This window comes from uncultured Finegoldia sp. (assembly GCF_947252345.1).
In the GTDB taxonomy this organism is placed as follows: Bacteria; Bacillota; Clostridia; order Tissierellales; family Peptoniphilaceae; genus Finegoldia.
Map to the genome: position 1 here is coordinate 1 of NZ_CAMXVC010000030.1, position 20,949 is coordinate 20,949.

The window sequence follows — 20,949 nt, forward strand, 5'->3', positions numbered from 1 at the left end:
ATCAAATATCAAAAAGCGAGTTTGAGAATGATGTAATTTCATATAGGTATTAAACACAGGAGTTTAAAAGATCGTCGTGTTATTGGTTTGAGAATGATGTAATTTCATATAGGTATTAAACTATCATAAAAAAAACTCCTTTCGTGTATTTTGTTTGAGAATGATGTAATTTCATATAGGTATTAAACTTAAAAAGTAAATGGAAATTAGTAAATTTGGTTTGAGAATGATGTAATTTCATATAGGTATTAAACTTAAATGTTCATTGTGCAAAATGTTTAATTGGTTTGAGAATGATGTAATTTCATATAGGTATTAAACTTGCAGAAATTGAAAAAGAGCAATCTGAACGTTTGAGAATGATGTAATTTCATATAGGTATTAAACTAGGGATTTTGATTGATTTGCCAACCCTTAGTTTGAGAATGATGTAATTTCATATAGGTATTAAACATCTTCGTCCACGCTTTCAACGTAACTTATGCTTAATAATGATATAATTATAGCAATTAAAAGGTCAAAGAGGTGCTTTGTATGAATAACAAAAACAGCATAGATAGAGTTCATGATGATGTATTTAATAGCATAAAAATATTGATGGATAAGGCAAGAAATGAAGTTGCAAGAGAAGTCAATAATATTTTGGTGCAAACTTACTGGGAGATTGGACGTATCATTGTAGAAGATGAGCAAGGTCATTCGGAAAGAGCAGAGTATGGTAAAGAGCTTATAAATGACTTATCTAGACAACTTACAAAGGAGTACGGTAAAGGATTTTCTAAGTCTAATTTATTTAATATGAGAAACCTATATTTATCATATCCAATATTCCAGACACTGTCTGGAAAATTGACCTGGTCCCATTATTGTGAACTTTTATCCATTAGCGATGAGAAAAAAAGAAGTTTTTATGAAAAAGAAAGTATCAGCGCAAATTGGTCAGTAAGAGAACTTAAAAGGCAAATAAAAACATCGATTTTTGAAAGATTGCTCTTATCATCAGGAGAAGAGAACAAAGAAAAAGTCCTAGACTTAGCTTTAAAGGGTAATGAAATAAATAAGCCATCTGACCTTGTAAAAGACCCTTATGTATTTGAATTTTTAGGTTTGCCTGAAGAAAAGCCAATGATGGAAAGTGATTTAGAAAAGGCACTCATAGACCATATTGAAAAATTCTTGCTAGAACTTGGCAAGGGTTTTATGTATGTAGGCAGCCAACAAAGGATAACTCTCGGCAACACCCACTATTATGTGGATATGGTATTTTACAATAAAATATTAAGGTCCTATGTCTTAATCGAACTAAAAACAACGAAACTATTGCCAGAAGCAGTAGGGCAAATCAATATGTATCTCAATTATTATAAGGCAGAAGTCAATGATGAGATGGACAATGAACCGATAGGAATAATATTGTGTACAGATAAGGACGGGGTGCAAGCAGAATACGCATTAGGAAACTTATCAAATAAAATATTCGCATCAAAATACACCCTATATATCCCAAACAGAAAAGAACTTGAAGAACAAGTTGAAAAAGTAATAGAAAAATACAAGAAAAAATAAAATATAAATTGGAGAAGTAGAGAAAAAATCTACTTCTTTTTTTATTTCAAGTAGGATTAGAATGGAAATAAACAAAAGATATTAATATCAAAAAAAAGCCCACCAATGTGGGCCATGATAAGATATTAAATTCTACACATCAATGTAGTCGCTATACACAGGATACAAGTTGTACTTCGCCAAGTCGTGTTCTACTTGGTCGACTGTTCGTGTGTCGTTTATCAAAAACTGTTCGTCGCCTTTATCTTTTTCATCGTTACGTCTTCCTATTCCCGTGTCGACGCTTGCGGAGATTTTGGTAGCTCCCATTAAGAGCGACAAGTTACGGAACTCGTTGGATTCTCTGGTTGAGATGGTGATTTGGGCGAACGGCAAGAAGATTCTGGTTGCGATTATAAATTGCATCAATTTTTTTTCTGTGACTTCTTTTATCGCCAAGTCTTCCTGGTTTTTTGTCGGCCTGATTCGTGGAAATGATATGCTGATTTCTGCGTGTGGGTATTTTTTTTGCAGTAAATTTGCGTGCATTCCAAGGCAGAAGCAGTCTTCGATTGGATTGGAAAGTCCGAACAACGCTCCGAATCCGACGCCACGGATTTCACCCATTATTGCACGTTCTTGCGTGTCAAATCTGTAGGGAAAGCAGGATTTGTGTCCTGTTGGGTGATAGAACTTGTAGTTTGTGGGATTGTACGTTTCCTGAAAAGCTGTGACGAAATCACAGCCTGCTTCGTGGAGTTTCTTGTAATCTTCGACATTTGTAGGATAGACTTCAACTCCAACTACACGGAAATATTTCTTCGCCAATTTTACGGCTTCTACGATGTAATCCACCGAGGAGTATTTTTCGGATTCTCCTGTTAGAATCAAAACGTCTTCGATTTTTTCAAGACGCATTTGTTTCATCTCGGATTCTATCTCATCCATCGACAATTTCGCACGGACGATATCCGATTTCGCTCTGAATCCACAGTATTTGCAGCTGTTGTTGCAGTAGTTAGCGATATAAAGTGGGCTGAACAAATACACGTTGTTTCCGAAATATTGTAGTCTGAGTTTTTGTGCGGTTTTTCCCAATTCTTCGATAAAATCAATTGCACAATCACTCAACATATTGTAATAATCAAAATGGTCCAACGCTTCGTTGTTTTTGATTTTACCCAAAGTTCTTCTGACATCGTCAGCCGTTACATTTACGGATTTTACTTCATTTAATTTTTCAGATAATTTATCGTAAATGTCCGAATGAATGTCTTGCATATTGCTAAAATATTTGAAATCTTCCATTTGTCGCCTACTTGAAGAAATCTCTGAGTGGAGATGAAGGGTCGGCGCCCGATTCCAACACTCTGCCCGGTTTTGCGATGTGAGCGAGCCTTCCAGCTTTGATTGCTAGTGCGAAAGCTTCAGCCATTTTGTTGATGTCGCCGCTTGTGGCGATGGCGGTGTTCGCCATAATTGCACTCGCACCCATTTCCATGGCTTCGCATGCTTGTGATGGTTTGCCGATTCCTGCGTCGACAATCACCGGCAAATCAATTTCGTTGATGATGATTTGGATGAAATCCTTGGTTGCAAGTCCCTTGTTGGAGCCAATAGGAGAGCCGAGCGGCATAATGCAGCTTGCACCGGCGTCTTTCAAATCTCTTGCGAAGTTCAAATCGGGATACATATACGGCATCACGACGAATCCTTCGTCCGCCAAAACTTTCGTAGCCTTCAACGTTTCTACGTTGTCTGGTAGTAAGTATTTGCTGTCACGCATTATCTCAATCTTCACGAAATTGCCGCAGCCCATTTCACGAGCAAGCCTTGCAATTCTAATCGCTTCGTCTGCATTTCTCGCTCCTGAAGTGTTCGGAATTATCGTCACATTTTCTGGGATAAAGTTCAAAATATTTTTCGTATCGTCTGTATTTGCACGTCTAAGTGCTACAGTAATCATCTCGCAGCCTGCAGATTCCACACAGGCTTTGATAAGGTTGGGGTCGTACTTTCCAGAGCCGAGTATAAATCTCGAATCGAAAGATTTGCCACCCAAAATCAATTTATCTTCCATTGTTTTCCTCCAATAACCAATTAAGTGCGATTATAGCTTGTGTGCTTGCAGCCATCATCACATTTGGATAGTACAAGCCGATGTCTGTCTTCGTTTTGAAATCGCCACAAACTACAATGTTGTTCATCTTCTTTATTTTTATGTCGAGCATATCCACGCCGCCAATTCCAGACACCGATACGAGCTTCTTGTCAGTCGCGATAAAATGCTCCAACACCAACGATTTTGCGTACTCATCATCCAACGCTTCCAGCACGACATCGTAGCCGTCAGTCAAACAGTCGATGTTGTCTTCTGTGACTTTGATGTTCTCGAAGGATATATCACAAAATGGCACAAACTCACCGCAGATTTCCTCGAAAGCGTCGACTTTGCGTTTGCCGATATCGGTTGGCCTGTAAATTTGCCTGTTCAAATTGGAATACTCGACTGTGTCGTAGTCGACAATTTTGATATGTCCGACACCTGATTTTGCCAGCAAAAAACACAAATTTGTGCCCAAACCACCGCAGCCTAGAATCAAAACCTTGGCTTTTTTGAAAATTTCGGTGTGCTTTATCAGTTGTCTTTTGAAAATATTCTCCATTTTAACCTCCTCCTACAAATGAAAACACCTCTATCTCGTCGTTGTCCGTGACGATAAAATCGTCGTAGGAAATTTTGCGAACGAGTTTGCCGTTCACCTCGCAAACCGTGAGCTGAACGTTGAAGTTCAAATCTTCCAATACTTTTCTCAAAGAAGAATTTTCCTCGAATGGATACTTCACAGAATTTACAGTAATCATAACTCACCCCCTAAAAAAATAACACGAAGGAAACCTACACCCGCGGTGGTGTACCCCTTCGTGTTGAACACTCTAATATTAGTATAACAAAAATTTCCAACTAGTCAAATAAAATTTGAACGGCACAAAACAATAAAAATAATAATAAAAAATCATCTGCAAAACGAATCAATAAATTCATCAAATGATATAATATTATTAATAGCAACTAATCAAAACAATTGGAGGGGAAAATGTACTCGAAAATAAACACTTGCTGCTTGGAAGGGCTCAACGGATACATCGTAGAATGTGAGTGCGACCTCGCAAATGGTCTGCGCTCGTTCAACATCGTAGGTCTTCCCGACACGTCGATAAAAGAATCCAAGGAGAGAGTGCGCTCTGCAATCGAAAACACGGGAATCAGATTTCCGGTGAAACGTATCACGATAAATTTGGCACCGGCTAATCTCAGGAAAGAAGGCTCGCAACTTGACCTCGCAATCGCAATGGCGATTTTGCAATCAATGGGAGTGGTGGAGGATTTCTCCGAAAAGTGGGCGTTCATCGGCGAATTGTCACTGGACGGAAGATTGAATCCAGTGAACGGCTCGTTGTGTATGGTCTTGTCCCTAAAAGATTTGGGATACGACAGAGTTTACATATCTACGCAAAACGCAAAGGAATGCTCCATGGTCAAGGGAATCGAAAAAGTCGCAGTCGATAGCTTGGACGAGCTGATAAAAATTTTAAACGGCGAGAAGGATTTGAAAATATTGGACGACATCGACATTATGCAGGAAGCTGTCGAGTACGACGTGGATTTTTCGGACATAAAAGGGCAGAAATTTCTCAAACGTGCGATGGAAATCTCAGCGGCGGGATTTCACAATCTACTGATGATAGGCCCTCCCGGAAGTGGCAAGACAATGTCTGCGATGAGACTAGCGACGATATTGCCGGATATGAGCTTCGATGAAATAATGGAAACCACGAAAATCTACTCCGTCGCAGGACTGCTCCAGGACAAAAACATCGTAACCACAAGGCCGTTTCGCTCGCCTCACCACACAGCAAGCCAAATCAGCCTGATAGGTGGAGGACGAGTTCCAAAACCTGGGGAAATCAGCCTCGCACACAATGGAGCGTTGTTTCTCGACGAGCTACCAGAATTTTCCAAATCGACAATCGAAGTGTTGCGTCAACCGCTCGAAACAAAAAACATCACCATAACAAGAGTCAACGCATCCTTGTCGTATCCCGCAAACTTCTTGTTCGTAGCAGGGATGAACCCTTGCCCATGTGGCTACTACGGAGATTCCAACCACGAATGCACCTGCTCGCAAAACCAAATCGCAAACTACCTGAACAAAGTCAGTCGCCCGATACTCGACAGAATCGACATCCACGTCGAAGTGTCGCCCGTAAAATTGGACGAACTCACAACAGACGAACAATGCGAAACATCCGAGCAGATAAAAAAACGAGTGGAAGCAGCACGAGAAATCCAAAAACAGCGATTCAAAAACGAAAAGCTCACAACCAACTCACAAATGAACACCAGACAAATCAGGAAATACTGCAAATTAAACGGCGAACTCAACTCCATCATACAGTTGGCATTCGACAAATACAAATTCTCCGCCAGGTCATTCGACAAAATACTCAAAATATCACGAACAATCGCAGATTTGGACGGCAAAGAAAACATCGAAGCCAAGCATTTGATGGAAGCCATCAGATACAGAACAGTCGACCAGAAATACTGGGGGTAGTGGGGCAACGCGTTGCACATGGCGTTGCACAAGATAATGCACAAAAAGATGCACATGCACAAGGTGATGCACACAAAATGACACCGAAAGAAAGACGTCAAGAAATAATAAAAATACTTGAAGAAAACCCAGAGATATCAACATTGGAACTATCAAAAATATTCTCGGTTTCAAGAAGTACAATAAGCAGAGACCTGAGAAAGTTGCAACGTGTTGCACGTGTGCATACACAAGACAATGCACAAAAAGATGCACATGCACAAGATGATACCCAAAAATGATACCCAAAAAGGAAAAAATGATACCCAAAATGATACCCAAAAAGCAAAATGATACTCAAAATATCACGAACAATCGCAGATTTGGACGGCAAAGAAAACATCGAAGCCAAGCATTTGATGGAAGCCATCAGATATAGAACAGTCGACCAGAAATACTGGTGGTAGTGAGATAAAAAGGAGATAAGATGAAAATACAACTTGAGAGATTTACAGACGCACACAAGGAAAAGATATGGAAAGATGGATTTTTTGAAAAATCACCAGAGTGGGCGAAGCTCAATGCACCGTATTTTGAAGATTATGTTCCATTTGAAAGCTTGGAATCATTTGAAAGCTCCGGCATTTGGGAGTATCTCAAACAACCCAATTGTAAGGCGATAATCACGGACGGTGTTGTCGTTGGAATGGTATCTCAAAATTGGATTGACGAGAAAACAAGATGGATGGAAATAGGGATTGTGATATACGACGAAAATTACTGGAACAAATCCATCGGAACAACTGCCCTCAAATTGTGGACGAGCGAAGTGTTCCAATCCAACCCACAAATCGAACATATCGGGCTGACTACGTTCAGTGGCAATCCAAGAATGATGAAAGCTGCGGGGAAAATAGGCTTCCTAGAGGAGGCGAGAATCAGAAAAGTTCGCTACTGGAAAGGCACTTACTACGACAGTATGAAATACGGGCTAACACGAGATGAGTGGGAAAAACTATCCCAGAAATAAAAATTGTAAAAAAAATTCACGCAAAAACTCTCGCAAGAATTACCTTGCGAGAGCTTTTTAATTCATCAAATTTTAAAATCCTTGTGCAATTTCAAAATCTCGAACAACATTCCGTCACGGTATTTGGCAAGTGTTTCTTGAGTGTTGCCAATCTCAGCGGGTCTGTTTTTGATAGCTTCGTGGACGCCGTCGACTGTTTTCTTTTTGATTTCGTCTGTAAATTCACACCACGTCGCACAGTCTTTCAACCAAGTTTGCATCGAAGGGCCGATGTGTTCGAGCAGACCTTGAAGTCCGTGCTCGCCTCCTCCGAGTTCAAATATTTGTCCGGGACCCATAATAGCCCAGCGAAGAGCAGGACCGAATGTCAACGCAGTTTCGCAGTCTTCCATACTCACAACGTTCTTGTCAACCAAATCCATCATCTCACGGAAAACGACAGCTTGAAGTCTGTTGGCTATAAAGCCTGCAACTTCATTTCTGATGATGATAGGTTTCTTGCCCAACTTCACGAACAGAGCTTTCAGACAATCGGCGATTTCCGGATTGGACTTCTCACCTTGCGAAATCTCGATAAGTGGAATCAAATGAGGTGGATTGTAAGGATGCGCTCCGAAAATCCTTTCGGGATGAACGGCGTCCTCTGCGATTTTCGTTATGAGAAGGCCCGATGTGGCAGAACACAACACACAATCGTCCTTCGCGTACTTCTCGAAAATCTTCACGAAATTCTTCTTCACATCGTAATTTTCGGGGATGCACTCCTCGACAATGTCTGCAAATTCGATAGCCTTCTTTTCGTCAGTCGTGTATGTAATCCTCGACAGAACAGCCTTTTTGTCCTCGTCAATGAACTTCTCATCCGCCAAATCCTTCGCGTAATTTTCGATTAATTTCTTCGACTTGATTTCCTCATCGGTGTTGATGTTGTAAACCACAACCTCCATCTTTCCCATCGCAAACAAAAGCGCAAACGACGAACCAATCACGCCGCCGCCAATCACAGTCGCCTTTTTGAAATCTCTAACCATATTATCCTCCTTTGTTAAAACAATAATTTGTCTTTCAATAGATATATACCCCAAAATTATTTTGAAAATCAATCAAAATCATCCGGAAATGACAGTCGCTACTAATTTTAAAAAATCTCGACCTTAACTAATCCAAACGCCACACAAATCTCATCAATCACAGGCTCACACACAAGAAAAATCACAAGCAAAAAAATAAATAAAAATAAAATTAAAAAGAATAGTTTTCCCTTTTGATATAAGTGCATAAAATTTGAGTTATTTATGGTTTATGCAGAATTTATGCAAAATATTATGGAAATAATTGTAGGAAAATAATAATCACAAAATTCAAAAAATGTGATTATTATTTTTTAAATTTCTTTTATTTTCAGAATTGAAAATGTTTACAGAGGATTGCAAGCTTTTTAGAAATGTTTTCATCGCAATAAAGCGTAAAATTTTTAGCGAATATATGTTGACAAACATTGAGTATTAATATATACTTATTTTTAAATTTATACACTTTACCACTTAAAAGTGTAAAAAGAAGGGGGAATAAAAATGGACGCATTAATGGCATTATTATTTATTTTTATTGTGTACACAATCGGCGATGTTGTAGCGACGGCTACAAAAAGTATTGTACCATCGTTGTTCGTGTGCTCGGCAATTTTTCTAGTGAGTTTTTGGCTGGGTATGCCGGAAACTTTATTCAAGGATTCGTTTATGTTTAATATTGGGGCTGTGTTCATTCCAGTTCTTTTAGTTCATATGGGTTCAATGCTTAATTTGAAGCAACTTATCGAACAATGGAAGACAGTTCTCATTGCGAGTGCAGGTATAGTTGGTATTTGTGCTTTACTATTGACTATCGGAAGTGTCGTTGTCGGAAAGGAAACTGCTATCGTTGCAGCACCTCCTATCTCAGGCGGACTAATCGCAGGACTTCAAATGGCAGAAGCAGCAGGAGCTATCAAGAGAATGGATTTGAAACTTATGGCGACATTACTAGTTGTACTTCAAGGTTTCGTTGGATATCCACTAGCTTCATTCTGTCTTAGAAAAACAGCAAAAAATATTTTGAAATTGAAAGCCGATGGCCACACATTTGAAGAATCAAAAGAAACAGAACAAGTCGAAAAGAAGACACTTTTCCACATTCCAGACAAGTTCGCATCTGCAAATTACTTCATCGCAAAAGCCGTATTGATAGCTTTTTGTGCAACATACATCGCAGGAATGCTTAAAAAAGTCGACACAGGAATATTGTTACTTAATGTTTTCGTCAGAATTGACAAAAACGTACTAGCACTTATTTTCGGAATTGTATTTTCTGAATTGGGCGTGTTGGAAAGACAACCACTTAGCAAAGGAAACTCATTCGGATTTTTGATGGCAGCATTGATGTCTGTAATCTACGGAGGACTTGCCGGAGCGAGCCCAAAAGACGTAGTCAACATCTTAATACCAATTGTAGTATGCTTGGCAATCGGAACTGTTGGTATCGGAATAATGTCCATAATTGTTGGCAAAGTATTGAAAGTTGACAGCTGGATGGCATTCGCAATAGGCTCATCAGCACTATTCGGCTTCCCAGGAACATATATAGTATCGCAAGAAGTTGCAAGCGGCGTTTGCGACAACGAAGAAGACAAAAATCTTGTAATATCACAAATTTTACCTAAAATGCTAGTTGCAGGATTCGTAACCGTATCAATCGGCTCCGTTGTACTTGCCGGAATATTAGCACCATTGTTGACGCCAGGTGCATAGACAAATTAGAATTTTTTTAAATTAAAAAACAAATAGACTTATTAATTGATATATAAAAGGAGAAAAAAATGAACGTAAAAGATTTGAAAGATAAATATGAAGATTATGTAATAGAAATGAGAAGATATTTCCATCAATATCCAGAACTTTCCTTCCAAGAGTTCGAAACAACAAAGAAAATCTGCGAAGAATTGGACAAGATGGGAATCGAATACGAAGTTCCAACAGAACAACCACAAACAGGAGTAATCGGAGTAATCAAGGGAGGAAAACCTGGAAAGACAGTTGCACTAAGAGCTGACATCGACGCATTGAACGTAACAGAAATGAACGATGTCGAATACAAATCCAAAAACGTCGGCAAAATGCACGCTTGTGGACACGACAATCATATGGCAATGCTACTAACAGCAGCCAAAATGTTGAAAGAAGTACAAAATGATTTGTGCGGCAAAGTTTACTTGATATTCCAACCAGCAGAAGAAGTAGGAACAGGCGCAAAATACATGATGAGACAGGGAACATGGTTCGAAGAAACTGACAACATCTACGGTTCACACATCTGGTCAGGATGCCCAGCAGGCAAAATCTCAATCGAAGCAGGCGAAAGAATGGCAGCCGCAGATATGTTCAAAATAAAAATCAAAGGAAAATCAGGCCACGGCTCACTACCAAACGAAACAGTAGACGCAGTCGTAGTCGGAGCAGCAGTAGTCAACGCATTACAACAACTTGTTTCCAGAAACTACTCGCCACTTGACTCAGTAACAGTCACAATCGGCTCATTCCACAGCGGCAACAGATTCAACATCATCTCAGGCGAAGCCGAAATGGAAGGAACAAACAGATACTTCTCCAGAGAAATCGGCTCACACATAGAAGACGATATGAGACGTGTCATCAAAGGAGTATGCGACGCCTACGGAGCAACTTATGAACTAGAATACACATACGTAGTAGTACCAACAATCAACGACGAAAAATCATCAGAAATAGCAGCGAAAGCAATCGAAAAATTCGCAGGCGCTGATGCCATCGGAAAAATGCAAAAAACAACAGGAGGAGAAGACTTCTCATTCTACCTTGAAAAGAAACCAGGCTGCTTCGGATTCGTAGGATGCAGAAACCCAGAAGTAGGAGCAGATTATCCACACCACAACGAAAGATTCAACGTAGACGAATCAGTACTAATCAATGGCGCTGCAACATACGCACAATACGCGATAGATTTCCTAAACGGACAAGAATAATCACTTGTCTCGATAATTTAACCCCATAAATTGGAAAATAATCTCAATTATTTCCCACCAAAACAACCACCGAGTTCATCGCTCGGTGGTTTGTTTTCGTTAGGGGGGGAGTATGTGAAAAACACATAAATTAATGGGATTTTGCGTTAGAAATAATGGATTTTCGTGTTATAATGAAAATATTAGCTGAAATAAAAATAACGGTAGTTAAAAATCAAAATAAGAGGGAGAATATGGAAATAATCGACAATAAAAGAAAAACATTAAAAGAAGATTTAGTCAGTGAAATACGTAAGGGAAGTATTATTTCCATAGCGGCGGCTAGCTTTTCCATATACGCCTATGACCAATTAAAAAAAGAACTGGAAGGTCTGGATAAATTCAAATTTATTTTTACCTCTCCGACTTTTATTGCGGATAATACAAAAAAAGAAAGTGCTGAATATGATATCTTCAGGAGAGAAATAGAACAAGATTTATTCGGAACAGAATTTGAAATCAAACTTAGAAACGAAATGACGCAGAAATCCATAGCCAAAGAATGTGCAGATTGGATTAGAAGAAAAGCAATATTCAAATCAAACACTACTCATAAATATATGCAAGGATTTATGAACTTAGATGACCTTTCATATTCACCGGTAAATAACTTCACCACTGTTGATTTAGGGCTTGAAGGTGGAAACAACGAATATTTTCTCATCAATAAATTAAAAATGCCAGCAAGTCAGAACTATTATAATCAATTTGAAAGCCTATGGAACGATAAGGAAAAGTTAGAAGATGTTACTGATTTAATAATAGACAACATAAGTACCGTATACAAGGACAATACTCCTGAGTATATGTACTTCGTAACATTGTACAATATATTCAAGGAATTTCTACAAGATTTATCAGAAGATGAATTGCCAAACGAATCAACAGGATACAAGGACAGCAAAGTATGGAATATGTTGTTTAATTATCAAGAAGACGCAACAGTAGCCATAATAAACAAACTAGAAAAATATAACGGCTGCATACTAGCAGATTCTGTTGGTCTAGGAAAAACATTCACAGCACTAGCAGTAATTAAATATTATGAAAATAGAAACAAATCAGTGCTTGTATTATGTCCTAAAAAACTAAAAGATAACTGGAATACATACAAAGCAAATTATCTAAATAACCCACTTGCACAAGACCGCATGAGATATGACGTGCTATTTCACACAGATTTAAGCAGAGAAAAAGGAGAGTCTAACGGAATAGAACTCGACAGAATTAACTGGGGAAATTACGACTTAGTTGTCATAGATGAATCACATAATTTTCGTAATGGAGGAAAATTAGCTGATTCTGAAAAAGAAAACAGATACCTCAAACTATTGAATAAAGTCATAAGAACAGGCGTCAAAACAAAAGTATTAATGTTGTCAGCAACACCTGTAAACAACAAATTTACAGACTTGAAAAATCAATTAGCATTAGCATACGAAGGTGACAACGAACTTCTGGACAATAAGCTGAACACCAACAAAAACATCAATGAAATATTCAAACAATCACAAAAAGCTTTCAATAGCTGGACGAAATTAGAAGCAGAAAATAGAACCACGCAACAATTGTTGGATACATTAGACAGGGATTTCTTTGAGTTACTTGATAGCGTAACCATAGCTAGATCCAGAAAACACATTCAAAAATATTATGACACTTCTCAAATAGGTTCATTCCCGACAAGAAACATACCGATTTCAAAAAGGCCGGGACTTACAGACCTTGAAGGTGCAGTGACTTATAATGATATTTTTGACCAATTAAATAATCTTAACTTGTGCATATATACTCCGACTGATTATATATTGAGCAGCAAACTATCCAAATACACTGACCAGTATGACTCTAGTTCAAAAAGCGGCAAACTCACACAATCTGGACGTGAAAAAGGCATCAGAAGATTAATGTCAATTAATCTAATGAAAAGAATGGAAAGTTCAGTTCACGCATTCAAATTGACGATTGACCGCATACTATCAACAATTAACTCTACAATACTAGAAATAGAAAACTATGAAAAAACCAATGAAAGTAGCAGCATAGAACTTGAAGATTTTTCGAATATAGATGATGAAATTGACGAAACAGAAGAAACATTTACAATTGGGAAAAAAGTTCAAATCGACATCGCAGATATGGATTACAAATCCTGGAAAAGAGAACTAGAATTAGACAAGGAAATACTGGAACTCATAGCTCTCAATGTAGCAGACATCACAAGTGATTATGACCTTAAACTAAAAACGCTCCTACAAATAATCGATGAAAAACAGCTTCATCCATTGAACCCAGGAAACAAAAAGATACTCATATTTACAGCTTTTGCAGACACTGCAAAATACTTGTATGAAAATGTCAGCAAATATGTCAAGGACAAGTACAACCTCAATACAGCAATAGTAACAGGATCAGCGGATAGTAAAACCACAATTAAAAATATTGGCACAGATTTAAACACCGTGCTTACACTATTTTCACCAAAATCAAAAGACAAAAATTTAATAATGCCCGAACAAAAAGAAGAAATAGACATACTCATAGCAACAGACTGTATATCAGAAGGACAAAACCTACAAGATTGCGACTATCTAATAAACTACGACATACATTGGAATCCTGTAAGAATCATACAAAGATTCGGAAGAATCGACCGTATTGGTTCCAAAAACAAATGCGTTCAATTGGTGAACTTCTGGCCCGATTTGACACTGGACGAGTACATTAACCTAAAAGCAAGAGTAGAAACAAGAATGAAAATAGTTGATATGACTGCAACAGGTGATGACAATGTTTTAAGCAATGAACAAAAACTAGACCTTGAATACAGGAAAAAACAACTCAAAAAACTACAAGAAGAAGTTGTGGACATAGAAGAAATGGATACTGGAATATCCATAATGGATTTGGGGTTGAACGAATACAAGTACGATTTAATAGATTATATAAATAGAAATCCCGACATAAAAAAAGCTCCACTTGGGATGAACACAATAGTCAAGTCACAACAAGATTGTCCAGAAGGCGTAATATTTGTACTCAAAAACCGCAAAGACAGCATAAATATCGATAAAAAAAATCGACTTCATCCATTCTATATAGTGTACATTTCGCAACAAAAAGACATCGTAATAGACCATTTGCAACCCAAAAAATTGTTGGATACACTTAGTTTATTATGCAAGAACAAAACAGAAATATACCCAGAATTAATCAACAAATACAACATCGACACCAATGATTCCAAGAATATGACCGAATACTCTGAATTACTGGAAGATGCAATAAAATCTATAATTGAAATAAAAGACGAAAATGAATTGGATGATTTCTTACTGGGAAAAGAAGTAAGCTTTTTATCTCAAAAAATAGAAGGATTGGATGACTTCGAATTAATTAGTTTTTTTGTAATTAAATAGCAAGGAGATTAAAATGTTCGCACTATCAAATACTACAGAAATGAAAAAGACAATAAGCAAAAAATTAATATACGAAAAATTTAAAAACAAACTAACGCCCAATCAAAAAAGCAAATTCGACAAAGAAATATCCAAAATAACATTGATTAATGAAATATCAGAACGATCTATTCATATACAAAAAACCGATGAAGTAACTGGAATATTTGTAATAAAAGTCGAACTCAAAACAAAGGACTACTCAGAAAGTAACATCGTACTGATATCAAAACTGATAGAACAAAAACTTCTGATAGCCTTGAAATACGAAGACCAGTACCAGCTTTGCATCAACGAAACCAAACTATTCAAAAATCAATGGTCGGATGAAGAAGATATTAGACTGGAAATAACGGGCACAAACCTCGAAGAAGTATGGGAGAATTTAGTAGCACAAGTCGGAAACATTGACATACAAGATGGCAATACATTACAAGAACAAATCGAAATAGACGACGAAAAACAAAAACTAGAAAAACTCATACAAACAACTGAGAAAAAAGCGCAACGAGAATCGCAATCTAAAAAAAAACTTCAGTATTATCAGCAAATAAGAAATTACCAGAAAGAGTTGGAAAAATTACAATGACTACGCCTATGAATAAAAAAATATTCAAACAACAACTTATTAACCTTCTGGAGCAAGACATTGAAGAAATGAACTATGAACAGAAGATTAAATTCGTTCATGACATATTATTAAAATACGAGATAGACAACGAAAAATCGAGAGACACATCAAACAAAGGGAAACCATGGACGGATGAGCAATTGACAATCATATTATCAGATGCCTTTACGAAAGAAAATTGTATGAAATATGCGAAATTATTCCGTCGTGGATGGGGAAGTATAGCGCAAATTCACCAATGGGCAAGGACGCCTATAGATAAAGTTAATAAAACCAGGAAAGATGACAGTTTTGTTCAACAAATAAAACGCATAGCAAAAGAAATAGGATTAAAGATTTAAGAGGGTTATAATGGATAAATTAAATATGCAAACACAAAATCTAGCAGAAGATAAATTCAAAAAACTACAAGAACTGTTTCCCAATGCAGTCACAGAAGTGATGAATGAAAATGGAGAAATCGAAAAAGCAATAGACAAGGATGTTCTAATGCAAGAAATCTCATCAAAAGTAGTCGAAGGCAGAGAAGAAAGATACCAATTCACATGGCCGGACAAGAAACAATCAATCCTTGCAGCAAACGCACCAATATCCAAAACATTGAGACCTTGCAGAGATGAAAGCAAAAACTTTGACACAACAGAAAACTTGTACATCGAAGGAGACAACCTAGAAGTACTCAAACTTCTGCAAGAAACATACCTCGGAAAAATCAAAATGATATACATTGACCCACCATATAATACTGGAAATGATTTTGTGTACAACGATGATTTCAAACAAACAACCGATGAATACCTTGAAGATAGTGGACAGTTTGATGAAGAAGGAAACAGATTTGATAAAAATCTGGAATCAAATGGACGATTTCACACTGATTGGCTTAACATGATTTATCCAAGATTAAAGTTGGCGAGAAATTTATTAAGTGATGATGGAGTTATTTTTATAAGTATTGACGATAATGAGCAAGCAAACTTGAAGAAAGTTTGTGATGAGGTTTTTGGGGAAAAGAACTTTATTGGAAAATTTAATTGGATAAGAAAAAAAAGGGAGCCTTTTTAAATACAAAATTTAGGAGTATGACAGAGAATATACTTTTCTATCAAAAGAAACCTGTTAATCATAAGTTTCTTGGGGAAAAAGCATATAGTGACAAGAAACAGCCAATAGTAAAAAGAACAAATTCTGTAAAACAATTATTATTCAAAGGGAACCTTGTGAATACAACATTAGAAGATGGCGTTTATGGACCAATAAAGGGAAAGGGCACAACCTCAATTGCAATTAAAAATAAGTTTGAAGTAAGAAATGGCATTATTATAGATGAATTAAACACAGAAGGCAGATATGTTTGGACTCAGAAGTTTCTAGATGAAGAGATAGATAAAGGAACTGAAATTTTCTTATCAAATAGATTCGGTTTTAATGTATTGCGTAGTGATCAAGGTGAAAAAATAAAAGCACCTTCCGATATTATTGATAGTAAAGTAGAAGTAGGGACAAACGAAGACGCATCAGAGGAAATAGCTAACTTATTTAATACGGATGTTGGTGAAATATTTGACTACTCTAAGCCGACAACTTTACTTAAATACTTATTGCAAATGGTATCATATAGAGAAGAATACAAAGACTGTATCATTCTTGATTTCTTTTCAGGCTCAGCCACAACGGCTGAAGCAGTTATGCAGTTAAACGCAGAGGATGGTGGCAATCGTAAATTTATTATGGTGCAACTTCCTGAACAAACTGATGAGAAATCAGAAGCGTACAAAGCTGGATACAAAAATATCTGTGAAATAGGAAAAGAAAGAATTAGAAGAGCTGGAGAGAAAATCCTCGAAGAAAACAAAGACAACGAAAACATCGACAAGCTAGATGTGGGATTCAGAGTTTTGAAGACAGACTCATCCAATATGAAAGATGTCTACTACTCACCGGAAGACACTGAGCAAAGTTTCTTGGACAACTTAGAAGACAATATTAAAGAAGACCGAACACAGGAAGATTTGTTGTTCCAAGTAATGTTGGATTTGGGAGTTCCATTGTCAAGCAACATCGAAGTTGAACAAATAGAAGATGCCAAGGTGTTCAAAGTAGAAGATAGATTCTTGGTTGCATGCTTTGACGGAGCAATAAGCGACGAGGTGGTGCGACAAATAGCGGACATGAAACCATTTTATGCAGTGTTCAGAGATATGAGCATGAAGAATGATAGTGTTGCTGTGAATTTCGAACAGATTTTTGAAAGTGTTAGTCCAGAAACTATTAGGAAGGTTTTGTAATATGAAGTTTAACTTTAGGATACAGGATTACCAGACGGATGCTGTGAATTCTGTTGTAGACTGTTTCAAGGGACAGGTATTCTCTGATGGTATCAATTACAGAAGAGATATCGGAAATAAAAGTTTACACGAAGATTCGCATTCTGAATTAAAGATGAATATTGATAGTGATGATATGCTTATCGATTATGAACTGGATGATACTGGATTCAAAAACAATGAGATTATTTTGTCCAGGGATACTCTTCTTTCTAATATAAAAAATGTTCAACAGAAAAATAATGTTATGATTTCTGATTCGTTGGTAGAAGACAACGGAGCTTGTTCATTGGATGTGGAGATGGAGACTGGTACCGGTAAGACTTATGTATATATCAAAACTATGTATGAGTTGAATCAAAAGTACGGATGGTCGAAGTTTATTGTTGTTGTTCCTTCTATTGCTATTCGCGAGGGCGTGAAGAAGTCTTTTGAGATTACGATGGCTCACTTTATGGAACAATACCAAAAGAAGATTAGGTTTTCGTATATAATAGCAAGAATTTGAATCAGTTGGATGCTTTTTCCAGCAATTCTGGAATTAATGTAATGATTATTAATATGCAGGCTTTTAATACTTCGTTAAAAGAAGGTGGAAAGAGCAAGGAGTCAAGAATTATTTACAGTAAGCGTGACGAGTTTCAATCCAGACGTCCTATTGATGTCATTGCTGCCAATAATCCTATTTTGATTTTGGATGAGCCTCAAAAAATGGGAGGCAATGCTACGCAAAAAGCGTTGAAGAATTTCAATCCTCTATTTACGTTGAATTATTCTGCGACTCACAAGAACCAACACAATTTGGTGTATGCTTTGGATTGTGTGGATGCTTACAACCAAAAGTTGGTCAAGAAAATTGAGGTTAAGGGTTTTCAGGTCAAAAACTTCCGAGGAACTGACAAGTATTTGTATTTGGATAGCATTATATTGTCACCGAAGGAGCCGCCAAAAGCCAGAATTGAGTTCGAAATAGCTTACAAGAAATCAATCAACAGAGAGACTAGGATTGTGTCTGTGGATGATAACTTGTATGAATTGTCGAATAATATGGAGCAGTATAAGGGTTATCGAGTTTCTGAGATTAATCCGATTGATTCTACTATTAGTTTTGTCAATGGTGAGGTTATTAAAAAGGGTGAGGTAACAGGAGATGTTACTGAGAAAGATATCCGACGTGTTCAAATAAGAGAGACTATTAAGTCGCATTTTGAAAAGGAACAAGAGCTTTTTAACAGAGGGATTAAGACGTTGTCGTTGTTTTTTATCGATGAGGTTGGTAAGTACAGGCAATATGACGATGATGGCGAAGAAATCTTGGGTGAGTATGGTCGAATTTTCGAAAAAGAGTATATTTCGGTGTTGAATGAATACCGTACAATATTTGACACGCCTTATCAAAAATATTTGAATGAAATTAGTGAGAAGGACACTCATAAAGGATATTTTAGTATCGATAAAAATGGTAGGTCTGTAAACAGTGATGTGAAGCGTGGTAATGAGTTTTCGGATGATATTTCTGCGTATGATTTGATATTAAAGAATAAGGAAAGACTTTTGAGTTTTGATGAACCTACGAGGTTTATTTTCTCGCACTCTGCATTGCGTGAAGGCTGGGACAATCCGAATGTTTTTCAGATTTGTACTTTGAAACAAGGCAGTTCTACAACTATGAAAAGACAAGAAGTCGGAAGAGGCCTTCGACTTTGCGTCGACCAGAACGGTTTTCGAATGGATGAACAGTCTGTTGGAAGAGCGATGGTTCATCAGATTAACAAGCTTACTGTTATTGCCAGCGAAAGTTACAGGGATTTTGTGTCAGGATTGCAAAAAGAATTGAAAGATGAATTGACACAACGTCCAAGAAGCGCAACGGTTGATTATTTCGAAGGAAAAGCTGTGGAATTAAATGGAGAAGAACACAGAATTACTAGAGGAGAAGCAAAATCCATTTATAAATATTTGATAAAAAATGATTATGTAACGAGTGATGATGAGGATAAAATTACTGACAAATATCGCTACGATATTGATAATTCTACCGTAGCAGAGCTTCCTTCTGAACTTATGCCTATGAAAGAAGGAGTTCACAAGCTCATCCAAAGTGTATTCAATGATAAATTGTTAGAAGAAATGATTGAAGACGGAAATGAAACTAAAATCTTGGATAATAAGTTGAATGATAACTTCTATAAGAAGGAGTTTCAAGCTTTGTGGGCAAATATCAATCACAAATACGCATATACAGTATTATTTGATAGTGACGAGTTGATTAAGAAGTCTATAACAGCTATAGATAACGAACTTTATGTTAGCAGGCTGCAATATACTATAACACGTTCTGAACAAAAAGATGATTTGAAGGCTGACGATATTAGAGAGTCGGACTCATTCTATAAATCCAAGTCTTCTACGGAAACTTTGGAACATTTTGAGACAAGCGAAATCAAATACGATTTGGTAGGGAAAATTGCTCAGGATACTACATTGACTAGAAGAACTGTTGTAAAAATTCTGAAAGGTATTCACAAGACTAAGTTTGAGATGTTTAAGAACAATCCAGAAGAATTCATAGTGAAAGTTTCAAGGATTATTAAAGAGCAAAAAGCATCTATTATTGTTGAGCATATTTCTTATGATGAGTTGGACAGAACTTATGATAGTGAAATTTTCGCGACGTTGAATAACGCTTCTTATGATAAGGCATTCAAAGCACAAAAACATATTCAACCTTATGTAATTACCGATGGAATGGCAGAAAAATCCGTCGAGAGAAAATTTGCGGAGGATTTGGATTCCGCAGATGAGGTTTGCGTCTATGCAAAGCTTCCGAGACAATTTACAATTCCTACGCCTGTGGGAAATTATTCTCCCGACTGGGCAATTGCATTTAATAAAGGAAGTGTCAAGCATATTTTCTTTATTGCAGAGACAAAGGGAACTATGGAAAGTTTGCAACTGAGACCAATTGAAAAAGCAAAGATTTCATGTGCGAGAAAATTGTTTAATGAGATTTCTACGGAAAATGTGGTATATCATGATGTCGACAGCTATCAAAGTTTATTAAATATTATGCCATCTATCGAGAAAAATAATTTAAAATAAATTTTAATCCAAGCCACCAGGTGTAACTGGTGGTTTTGCATTTTATATTACAAAAAAGCTTAATAAAATGTAATTTGTTAACGTTTGTGATATAATAAAAATAACTAAAAATTTTCTCAGGAGGATAGAATGAGTAAAGCTAAATTTGAAAGAAACAAACCACACGTAAACATTGGTACAATA

The 20,949-nt window shown here is 36.9% G+C and carries 17 protein-coding genes, 1 pseudogene and 1 CRISPR repeat array; of the genes and pseudogenes, 13 read left to right on the forward strand and 5 right to left on the reverse strand.

Annotation, left to right across the window (positions count from 1 at the left end):
• The first annotated feature begins 19 nt into the window (after positions 1 to 19).
• Positions 20 to 455: a CRISPR direct-repeat array (repeat unit 36 nt; unit sequence GTTTGAGAATGATGTAATTTCATATAGGTATTAAAC).
• 79 nt (positions 456 to 534) lie between these two features.
• Positions 535 to 1,566 carry a YhcG family protein gene (locus Q0X02_RS06530; protein WP_297813311.1) on the forward strand — a complete coding sequence of 344 codons (1,032 nt, stop codon included), beginning with the start codon at positions 535 to 537 and terminating at the stop codon, positions 1,564 to 1,566.
• Between the two features lie 132 nt (positions 1,567 to 1,698).
• Here the strand turns inward: Q0X02_RS06530 and thiH are convergent, their stop codons facing one another.
• Genes thiH through thiS form a run of 4 tightly spaced genes read right to left on the reverse strand, consistent with a single transcriptional unit; the run spans position 1,699 to position 4,410 of the window.
• On the reverse strand, positions 1,699 to 2,853 hold the full coding sequence (gene thiH / locus Q0X02_RS06535; RefSeq protein ID WP_297813314.1) for a 2-iminoacetate synthase ThiH: 1,155 nt from the start codon (positions 2,851 to 2,853) through the stop codon (positions 1,699 to 1,701).
• 7 nt (positions 2,854 to 2,860) lie between these two features.
• Positions 2,861 to 3,625, reverse strand: a complete 765-nt coding sequence (locus Q0X02_RS06540; protein WP_297813317.1) for a thiazole synthase — start codon at positions 3,623 to 3,625, stop codon at positions 2,861 to 2,863.
• On the reverse strand, positions 3,615 to 4,211 hold the full coding sequence (gene thiF / locus Q0X02_RS06545) for a sulfur carrier protein ThiS adenylyltransferase ThiF (protein WP_297813320.1): 597 nt from the start codon (positions 4,209 to 4,211) through the stop codon (positions 3,615 to 3,617). The genes Q0X02_RS06540 and thiF overlap by 11 nt, the downstream gene beginning before the upstream one ends.
• A gap of 1 nt (position 4,212) precedes the next feature.
• On the reverse strand, positions 4,213 to 4,410 hold the full coding sequence (gene thiS, locus Q0X02_RS06550) for a sulfur carrier protein ThiS (RefSeq protein WP_297813324.1): 198 nt from the start codon (positions 4,408 to 4,410) through the stop codon (positions 4,213 to 4,215).
• A 233-nt stretch (positions 4,411 to 4,643) separates the two neighbouring features.
• On the opposite strand from thiS, the gene Q0X02_RS06555 reads away from it, so the two are divergent.
• From Q0X02_RS06555 to Q0X02_RS06570, 4 genes are read left to right on the forward strand one after another with little or no spacing between them, the layout of a single operon-like run.
• On the forward strand, positions 4,644 to 6,164 hold the full coding sequence (locus Q0X02_RS06555; protein ID WP_297813327.1) for a YifB family Mg chelatase-like AAA ATPase: 1,521 nt from the start codon (positions 4,644 to 4,646) through the stop codon (positions 6,162 to 6,164).
• The gene (locus Q0X02_RS06560) at positions 6,164 to 6,445 is read left to right on the forward strand and encodes an HTH domain-containing protein (protein ID WP_297813330.1); all 282 of its coding nucleotides are present in this window, start codon (positions 6,164 to 6,166) and stop codon (positions 6,443 to 6,445) included. Before Q0X02_RS06555 ends, Q0X02_RS06560 begins: the two co-directional genes overlap by 1 nt.
• A 48-nt stretch (positions 6,446 to 6,493) precedes the next feature.
• Positions 6,494 to 6,610 (forward strand): hypothetical protein, encoded by a 117-nt coding sequence (locus Q0X02_RS06565; protein WP_297813333.1) that lies wholly within the window; start codon positions 6,494 to 6,496, stop codon positions 6,608 to 6,610.
• Between the two features lie 20 nt (positions 6,611 to 6,630).
• A complete protein-coding gene (locus Q0X02_RS06570) occupies positions 6,631 to 7,173 on the forward strand; it encodes a GNAT family N-acetyltransferase (protein WP_297813336.1) in 543 nt (180 codons plus the stop codon).
• Positions 7,174 to 7,238: 65 nt separating this feature from the next.
• On the opposite strand, the gene Q0X02_RS06575 is transcribed toward Q0X02_RS06570, so the two are convergent.
• A complete protein-coding gene (locus tag Q0X02_RS06575) occupies positions 7,239 to 8,204 on the reverse strand; it encodes a 3-hydroxyacyl-CoA dehydrogenase family protein (protein WP_297813338.1) in 966 nt (321 codons plus the stop codon).
• 543 nt (positions 8,205 to 8,747) lie between these two features.
• Between Q0X02_RS06575 and Q0X02_RS06580 the strand changes: the two genes are divergently transcribed.
• From Q0X02_RS06580 to Q0X02_RS06620, 8 genes and pseudogenes are all read left to right on the forward strand, one after another.
• On the forward strand, positions 8,748 to 9,959 hold the full coding sequence (locus Q0X02_RS06580; RefSeq protein ID WP_297813341.1) for a hypothetical protein: 1,212 nt from the start codon (positions 8,748 to 8,750) through the stop codon (positions 9,957 to 9,959).
• A 68-nt stretch (positions 9,960 to 10,027) separates the two neighbouring features.
• Positions 10,028 to 11,209, forward strand: a complete 1,182-nt coding sequence (locus Q0X02_RS06585) for an amidohydrolase (RefSeq protein ID WP_297813344.1) — start codon at positions 10,028 to 10,030, stop codon at positions 11,207 to 11,209.
• A gap of 173 nt (positions 11,210 to 11,382) precedes the next feature.
• Positions 11,383 to 14,667, forward strand: coding sequence for a helicase-related protein (locus Q0X02_RS06590; protein WP_297813347.1), 3,285 nt, complete (start codon positions 11,383 to 11,385; stop codon positions 14,665 to 14,667).
• Positions 14,668 to 14,680: 13 nt separating this feature from the next.
• Positions 14,681 to 15,295: a DUF4391 domain-containing protein gene (locus Q0X02_RS06595; RefSeq protein WP_297813350.1), complete on the forward strand. Its 615-nt coding sequence runs from the start codon at positions 14,681 to 14,683 to the stop codon at positions 15,293 to 15,295.
• Complete coding sequence (locus Q0X02_RS06600) at positions 15,292 to 15,678, forward strand: hypothetical protein (RefSeq protein WP_297813353.1); 387 nt, start codon at positions 15,292 to 15,294, stop codon at positions 15,676 to 15,678. The genes Q0X02_RS06595 and Q0X02_RS06600 overlap by 4 nt, the downstream gene beginning before the upstream one ends.
• Positions 15,679 to 16,054: 376 nt before the next feature.
• Positions 16,055 to 17,625, forward strand: a pseudogene (locus Q0X02_RS06610) (site-specific DNA-methyltransferase).
• 1 nt (position 17,626) lies between these two features.
• The gene (locus Q0X02_RS06615; protein WP_297813361.1) at positions 17,627 to 18,172 is read left to right on the forward strand and encodes a DEAD/DEAH box helicase family protein; all 546 of its coding nucleotides are present in this window, start codon (positions 17,627 to 17,629) and stop codon (positions 18,170 to 18,172) included.
• Between the two features lie 41 nt (positions 18,173 to 18,213).
• Positions 18,214 to 20,766 (forward strand): restriction endonuclease subunit R, encoded by a 2,553-nt coding sequence (locus Q0X02_RS06620; RefSeq protein WP_297813365.1) that lies wholly within the window; start codon positions 18,214 to 18,216, stop codon positions 20,764 to 20,766.
• Positions 20,767 to 20,949: the final 183 nt, after the last annotated feature.